General features: G+C 72.3%; 6 protein-coding genes and 1 pseudogene. All 7 read right to left on the minus strand.

Annotated elements, in window-relative coordinates; all coding sequences use genetic code 11:
* Positions 1 to 52: 52 nt before the first annotated feature.
* A complete protein-coding gene (locus MPTA5024_RS03750; protein WP_036319880.1) occupies positions 53 to 1,078 on the minus strand; it encodes an ABC transporter ATP-binding protein in 1,026 nt (341 codons plus the stop codon).
* Positions 1,075 to 2,091 carry an ABC transporter ATP-binding protein gene (locus MPTA5024_RS03755; protein WP_036319882.1) on the minus strand — a complete coding sequence of 339 codons (1,017 nt, stop codon included), beginning with the start codon at positions 2,089 to 2,091 and terminating at the stop codon, positions 1,075 to 1,077. The genes MPTA5024_RS03750 and MPTA5024_RS03755 overlap by 4 nt, the downstream gene beginning before the upstream one ends.
* Positions 2,092 to 2,096: 5 nt before the next feature.
* Positions 2,097 to 3,029 (minus strand): ABC transporter permease, encoded by a 933-nt coding sequence (locus tag MPTA5024_RS03760; protein WP_036319884.1) that lies wholly within the window; start codon positions 3,027 to 3,029, stop codon positions 2,097 to 2,099.
* Entirely contained in the window at positions 3,026 to 4,060 is a 1,035-nt protein-coding gene (locus tag MPTA5024_RS03765) for an ABC transporter permease (protein ID WP_051457664.1), read from the minus strand. Before MPTA5024_RS03765 ends, MPTA5024_RS03760 begins: the two co-directional genes overlap by 4 nt.
* Positions 4,057 to 5,865, minus strand: coding sequence for an ABC transporter substrate-binding protein (locus MPTA5024_RS03770; protein ID WP_036319885.1), 1,809 nt, complete (start codon positions 5,863 to 5,865; stop codon positions 4,057 to 4,059). Before MPTA5024_RS03770 ends, MPTA5024_RS03765 begins: the two co-directional genes overlap by 4 nt.
* Positions 5,866 to 5,941: 76 nt before the next feature.
* The gene (locus MPTA5024_RS03775) at positions 5,942 to 6,886 is read right to left on the minus strand and encodes a MurR/RpiR family transcriptional regulator (protein WP_051457665.1); all 945 of its coding nucleotides are present in this window, start codon (positions 6,884 to 6,886) and stop codon (positions 5,942 to 5,944) included.
* A 39-nt stretch (positions 6,887 to 6,925) separates the two neighbouring features.
* Positions 6,926 to 7,298: pseudogene (locus tag MPTA5024_RS41795) on the minus strand (glycoside hydrolase family 3 protein); the annotation flags it as partial.

Consider the following 7,298-nt stretch of genomic DNA (forward strand, 5'->3'; position numbering starts at 1 on the left):
CGTCCCGCGGCCTCGGCCGCCACCCGCCCGGGATCGAGCGGCGCGACCGCGGTCACCCGCCGGCCCCCGCGTGGTGCCCGGCTCCCACGGGGATGACGCTGCGCCGCTGGGGGTGGAAGCAGGCGTGGCGCTGCCCGCCGTCCCCCGGCCGTCCGAGCACGGGCATCTCGCTAACGCACCGCTCGGTGGCGAACGGGCACCGGCGGGCGAACAGGCAACCCCCGTCCGCCTGCGCCTCGTCGAGCGCCTCGGTCGGCACCACGCGCTCGGGTCCGGGCCGCTCCAGCCCGTGCAGGACCGGGATGGCCGACAGCAGCGACTGCGTGTACGGGTGGACCGGGTCGGCGATGACCGTCTCGGTGTTCCCGCGCTCGACGACCTGCCCCCGGTAGAGCACGTACAGCTCGCTGTCGTCCCCGATGTAGCGGGCCGTGGCGATGTCGTGGGTGATGAACAGCACGCCCACCCCGAGCCGCAGCCGCAGGTCCTTCAGCAGCGAGAGGATGCCGAGCCGCAGCGAGACGTCGATCATCGAGACGGCCTCGTCGGCGACGAGCACCTCGGGGTCCATGGTGAGCGCGCGGGCGATCACCACCCGCTGCCGCATGCCTCCGGACAGCTGGTGGGGGTAGCGCGGCAGCACGTAGCCCGGGTCGAGGCCCACGAGGGACAGCAGCTCCTCGGCCCGCTCGTCGGTCCACGACCGGGGGCGGCCCGCCTGCCGGGCGCGCAGCGCGAGCGGCGCCTGCAGCGTCTGGTGGACGGTCCGGGTGGGGTTCAGCGCCGAGTACGGGTCCTGGTGGATGAGCTGGATCCGCCGGAAGTACGGCTGCCGCCTGCGGTGGCTCAGCCCGGACATCGGGACGTCGTCGATGACGATGTCGCCCGAGTCGTACGTCTCCAGCCCGGCGATGATCCGGCCGAGCGTGGTCTTCCCGCAGCCCGACTCGCCGATGAACGAGACCGCCCCGCCCCTGGGCACGGCGAAGTCGACGCCACGCAGCGCGGGCACGTCGCGTCCGCCGAGGACGGCGCCCCGCTGCTTGTACGTCTTGGTGACGCCGGTCCCGACGATCACGCGAACTCCTTCCGCTTGACGAGCGCGAGCGGGTGGTCCACGGCGTGGCAGGCCACGGTGCGCCCGTCGCGGGACACGGGGATCGGCTCGTCGGTCTCGCAGACGGCCATGCGGCGCTCGCAGCGCTCCCGGAACACGCACCCGGCGGCGGGCAGCGTTCCCAGCGTGGGCGGGCGCCCCGGCAGCGCCCGGGCCTCGGAGATGTCGCCCGACAGCCGCGGGATGGCCCGGATGAGGCCCTGCGTGTACGGGTGGCGGGGCGCGCCGAGCACCTCGGTGACCTCGCCGTGCTCGACGACCCTGCCGCCGTACATGACGGCGAGGCTGTCGGCGACCTCGGCGATCGCGCCGACGTCGTGGGTGATGACGAGCGTGGTGAGGGACCGCTCGTCGTGGACCTCGCGGATGATCCGCAGGATCGTCGCCTGGGTGATCATGTCGAGGGCGGTGGTCGGCTCGTCCAGCACGACGACCTTGGCGTTGAGGACGAGCGCGAGCATGATGCCGACGCGCTGCCGCATGCCGCCCGACAGCTCGTGCTGGTGGGAGTCGAGCACCCGGGCGCCGTCCATGCCCATGCGGGCCAGCAGCTCCTTGGCGTCGCGCACCAGCCCCCGCAGGTCCTCCACATCGTGGGAGCGGCCGAGGTCGAGCAGCTGCTTGCCGATGGTCTTCAGCGGGTTCAGTGAGTTCTGCGCGGCCTGGAAGACGTACCCGACCTGGCGCCCGCGGGCCCGCCGCAGGTCCTCGCCGCCGAGGGTGAGCACGTCGCCGAGGCCGTCGATCTCCACGCTGCCCGCCGCGATCCTGCCTGGCGGCTGGACGGCGTTGAGCAGCGACAGCGCGAGCGTGGACTTGCCCGAGCCCGACTCGCCGACGACGCCGGTGATCGTGCCGGGCTCCAGGCCCAGGTTCACGCCGGAGACGGCGGGGAGCTCGCCCGCGGGGGTCTTGTAGACGACGGTCAGGTCGCGGATCCGCACGCCGGGGGCGGTGACGGTGGTGGGGGTCATCGGGGCTACTCCTCCCGCAGCCGGGGGTTGAAGATCTCGTCCATCGCGTCGACGATCAGCACGATGCCCAGCGTGAGCAGCAGGATCGCGAGGAGGGGGGCCAGCAGGTACGGCAGGGCGGCCGGGGTGGTGAGCGCGCCGCCGTTGAAGACCGCGAGGTTCAGCATCACGCCCCAGTTGTTCGACTCGAACGGCAGGACGCCGAGGAAGAACAGGCCGACCTGGGCGTAGACCGCGCCGGTGACCGCGATGAGCATGTTCATGGCGATGTACGGCGCCATCCCGGGCAGCAGCTCCCGCCCGATGATGTGCCGGGTCGGCAGGCCGAGCCCCCGGGCGGCCTCGATGAACCCGCGCTCGCGCAGCGACAGGGTCTGGGACCGCACGGCGCGGGCGATGCCGCCCCATCCGAGCAGCCCGAGCACCAGGCCCATCTCGAGCGGCCCCTCGAACTTCCACACCGTGGACAGCACGAGCAGCAGCGGCAGGCCGGGGATGGCCAGGTTCATGTCGGTGAGCCGCATGAGCACCGTGTCCCACCGGCCGCGCCGGAACCCGGCGAACAGCCCGATGGCCGTCCCCACCGCCACCGTGATGGCGGCCGTGGCGAGGCCGGTGAGCAGGACGTACCGGGCACCGGTGACGACGAGCGCGAGCACGTCGGTGCCCTCGAAGTCGGTGCCGAAGGGATGGGCGAGGCTGGGCGGCGCATAGAGCGCGTTGTCGTCCCTGGGCAGGTTGTCCGGGTAGAGCAGCGGCCCGGCGATCCCCATGAGCGCGAACAGGACGATGATGACGACGCCCGCCATCCGGCTCGGCTTGCGGCGCAGCACCCGCCAGACCCCGCGCCAGAAGTTGCGGCGCAGCGTCGCCCGGGTGGTCCTGGCCGGCGAGGCCTGGGGGTCGGCCACCCCCTCGGGGTTGATGATGACCGTCATGCGGCGCCTCCGCTCCTGACCCGCGGGTCGATCGCCGTGTAGAGCAGGTCGGCCACGATGTTGGCGACCACGATGCCGATGGTGATCACCAGGAACGTGCCGCCCATGAGCGCGTAGTCGCGGCTGGTGATGCTGTTGACCAGCAGCAGGCCGAGGCCCGGGTAGTTGAAGATCTCCTCGATGAAGATCGAGCCACCGAACAGCATGCCGATCGACAGGGCGAGGATCGTGAACAGCGGCAGGATCGCGTTGCGCGCGAGGTACCGGAACACGATGCCCCGCTTCAGCCCCCGCAGCTCGGCCGCGAGGATGAAGTCGTCGCCGAGCACGGCGACCACGTTCGACTTCATCGCGAGGATCCAGCCTCCGTAGCTGGCCAGCGTGTACGTCACGACCGGCAGCACGGCGTGCTGCAGCAGCGAGCCCAGATAGCCCGGGTTGAGGCCGGGGACGTACTCGACGTCCACCGGGCCGCCCGACGGCAGGATCGGCCACAGCGTCGCGAAGATCGCGGTGAGCAGGAGCCCGATCACGTACACGGGCACCCCGTGGAGCAGCGAGCCCGACAGCGCGAGCATGTCGCCGAGCTTCCCGGACCGCTTGATCGCGGCGTACACGCCCATGGTCACGCCGAGCAGGAAGCTCAGCAGCGTGCCCGCGAGGACCGGGAGCACGGTCCACCGGGCCGCCGACCCGATCAGCGTGGTGACCTCGACGCCCGGCGTGCTCAGCGAGCGCCCGAGGTCGAGGTGGAGCAGTGAGCCCATGTAGCCGAGGTACTGCTGCCACAGGCTGCCCGTCGGCAGGAAGCCGTACAGGACGGCCGTGGCCCGCTCGGCCTGCTCGGGCGACATGCCCTTCTGGATCAGGCTCTCGTACTGCCCCAGCACTGGGTTGCCGGGGATCTCCCGGATGATGACGAAGCTGATCGTCGCCACGACCCAGACCATCACCAGGCCGCGGACCAGATGGCCGCCAGTCTTGCGGGCGACGGCGCCCCACCGGGGCCGGCCCCGGACCGCGTTCGTCATGCGTGCCTCTTCTTGATCATCCCGAGCTGCATCCACACGCCGGACGACAGCCGCAGCGACTCGTCGTCGTCCGGCGGGAACGCCGTGTACCGGGAGGTGTTCACGAACTGGGTGTTGACGTAGTCCCACAGCTGGATCACCGGGACCTGCTGGTTGGCGATCCGCGCCAGGACGCCCACGATGTGCTTCTGCTCCTGCGGCGAGGCGAAGTTGAGCCTGGCGGTCAGCTCGCCCGGGTCCACGCGGCCGTCGGCGCCCGCGTCCACGACCTGCGGGCCGCCCATCCAGTTTCCCTCGGTGCCCGGCGCGACGTGCCGCAGCCTGCCGCCGAACATCTGCCAGCCGTTCGCCTGCCCGAACAATCGCTGGAAGATGTTGTACGGCGAGGGCCCGAGCCCGATCAGCCAGAACCCGACGTCGTACTTGCCGTCGGCCAGCTCGCCCAGGTACAGCGTGTAGTCGGCGGCCGTGACCACGGTGGCGTCGACGCCGTGGTCCACGAGCTGGCTGCTGATCGACTTGGCCGCGGACACCCAGTCGGAGAACGACGCGGGCACGTGGATCTGCACCTTCCACGGCTTGCCGTCCGGCATGGCCCACCTGCCGCCGCGCAGGACCATGCCCGCGGCGCGCAGCTCGGCCGCGGCCTTCGCCGGGTCGACGCGGTAGGGGTCGAGGCGGTCGAACCCGTCGCCGAGCCAGGCCCGGGCGGCCTTGGCGTGGATGCCGGAGGTGGTCGCGGCGGGGGTGCCGCCCTCCGGGGAGGCGATCCTGGTGACCTGCGCCCGGTCGATCAGGTAGGCGAGCGCCCGGCGCACGTGCGCGTTGTCGTACGGCTTGTGGGCCTGGTTGAAGGCCATCGCGGTGGAGACCGGCGAGTAGCCGCGGACGACCCGGCTGCCCCGTGCCTCCTGGATGCGCTCCATGACGGCCGTGGGGACCGAGGTGAAGGGCGCGTTGTCGAGCCTGCCGGAGATCAGGTAGTTCCAGATCTGCTCGTTGCCCGTGTAGTTGAGGACCTTCACCTTGTCGGGCGCGATCGCCCGGCTGTTGTAGAAGTACGGGTTGCGCCTCAGCAGCGCCGCGCCCGGGTTGACCCGCTCCAGCACGAACGGCCCGGCGGACACGTCGTGCGGCGGGGCGAACCCGATGACCTTCTCGGCGAGGCCGGTGATGCGCGACTTGGCGCGCTCGGCGGCCTGGCCGCTCCCGGTCTGGGCGAGCTTGAGCGTGCTCCAGAAGTCGCCGGGCAGCAGCCGCCCGAAGACGTGGGCCGGCACGACCACCGTCGAGAGCAGGTTGCTGAGGAACATGGAGCTCCGGTTGGCGCCCTGGGTGATCCTGACGGTCTTGCCGTCCAGTACCTGGATGTCGGCCGCCGCGCCGGCCGCCTTGGGGTCGAGCGCGTACGCCGTGCCGCCCTGCGTGTAGGCGAGGCCGATCGACACCCGGACGTCCTCGCTGGTGACCGGCTTGCCGTCGGACCAGCGGGCGTTCGGCTGGAGGTGGATCACGACCTCGCGCTGGTCGGGGCTGACCGTCCAGCTGCTCGCGATGGCCGGGTAGTACTGGTTGGGGTCGATCGGGTCGTTCTTCGGCCAGGCCAGCGCCATGCCGTTGTACCCCGAGAAGACCGATCCCACGGGGTTGAACGGGTTGATCGGGGCGCTCGCGTTGATCTGCTTGCTGCCGTCGATCGTGGTGTAGACGCCCCCCGCCGTCGCGGTGTCGGTCGTCCCGGTACTGCCGCACGCGGTGGCTGTGGCGATGGCCGCCAGAGCCGCGATCGCCGCGAGTCGCTTCATGGGCTGCTCCTGGTTCCCGATTGCCTGGACAATACGGGCGGCGTCAGGGAGGCGTCAATTTTTTCCGCGTAAGGAGTCAGCTGCGGAGTAAATTTTTACCCACGTCTTCTACCTGGGAAGACATAGCGCGCGGGCGGCGCCGGACGTCTCCGAGAAACCGGTCGAGGGCCTCCCTGGTGGCCTTCAGCGCGCCCTCCGAAGCGTCGAACGTGCGCTGCGCGAGAGCGACGAAGACGCAGTCGACGATCAGCAGCTGGCTGATCCGGCTCGCGAGCGCGCCCGGCCGGAAGGCCGTCTCCCGGCCCGCGGAGACGAGCACGTGGTCGGCCAGCCCGGCGAGCGTCGAGCGGGGGTTGTTCGTGATCGCGACCGTCGTGGCGCCGGCCGCCCGCGCCGTACCGATCGGTTCGAGGACGTCGGGCGTCTCCCCCGAGCAGCTCACGCCGACCGACACGTCGCCCGGCCCGGCCAGCGCCGCCCCGGTCAGCGCCAGGTGCACGTCGGTGAAGGCGTGCCCGGCCACGCCGATGCGCAGCAGCTTCTGGGCCATGTCGGCGGCGACGAGGCCGGAGGCGCCCACGCCGTAGACGGCGACCCGGCGGGCCCCGGCCAGGGCGTCCACCACCGCGCCCAAGCGGTCGGGGTCGAGCTGGGCCGCCGTGTCCGCGAGCGCGTCCGACTCCGCCCGGGCCACCTTGGCGATCACTTCGGCGAGCGGGTCGTCCGGGGACAGGTCGCCGGGCACGAGCCGCTCGGGCCGCTCCCTGGCCGAGGCGGCGGCGAGCGCCAGGCGCATCTGCGAGTAGCCGGTGAAGCCCAGCGCCTTGGCCGTACGGACGATCGTCGCCTGGCTCGTCCCGGAGGCCGCGCTCAGCTCGGTGATCGTGCTGCCCGCCACCGTGGCCGGGTCGTCGAGGATGAGGCGCGCGATGGCCCGCCCTGCGGGGGTGAGCGAGGGCAGCACGGCGCGCACGGTGGCCACCAGGCCGTCGGGATCGGCGGCGGGGGGACGCTGGTCCATCGGGGTCTCCTCGGGGAATCGGGGTCGGTGGCGCAGGGGTCAGCAGGCGTGACGGCCGGTCAGCCAGCGGGCCGCGGCCTGGGCCGAGGCCGTCGAGGCGCCGTGCGTCGCGAGGTACACGCGCCCGCACGGCGGCCCGGGCACGCCGGTCTCCACCACGACGGTGTCGGGCCGGGCCCGCACGGCCTCGTCGAGCAGCCGCCCCATCCACTCGTGCCGCCCGGCGTCGTGGACGGCGACCACCAGCGGACGGCCGGGGCCGGCGAGGGCGGCCAGATCGGGCGGCGCGTCGCCGGGCCCCACCTCGACGCCGGCGGTCCCGGGCAGGTGCTCGGCGAGCGCCTCGGCGAGGGTCAGCGGCGTGGCGCGGCCGACGGCCTGGCTCCGCCACCCGTACAGCCGCACCACCAGC

This window comes from Microbispora sp. ATCC PTA-5024, from assembly GCF_000511135.2.
Lineage (GTDB): Bacteria > Actinomycetota > Actinomycetes > Streptosporangiales > Streptosporangiaceae > Microbispora > Microbispora corallina.

Coding starts and splice junctions, on each gene's coding strand:
- MPTA5024_RS03770 (WP_036319885.1), bottom strand. CDS start 5,865: ATGAAGCGACTCGCGGCGATCGCGGCTCTGGCGGCCATCGCCACAGCC.
- MPTA5024_RS03755 (WP_036319882.1), bottom strand. CDS start 2,091: ATGACCCCCACCACCGTCACCGCCCCCGGCGTGCGGATCCGCGACCTG.
- MPTA5024_RS03760 (WP_036319884.1), bottom strand. CDS start 3,029: ATGACGGTCATCATCAACCCCGAGGGGGTGGCCGACCCCCAGGCCTCG.
- MPTA5024_RS03765 (WP_051457664.1), bottom strand. CDS start 4,060: ATGACGAACGCGGTCCGGGGCCGGCCCCGGTGGGGCGCCGTCGCCCGC.
- MPTA5024_RS03775 (WP_051457665.1), bottom strand. CDS start 6,886: ATGGACCAGCGTCCCCCCGCCGCCGATCCCGACGGCCTGGTGGCCACC.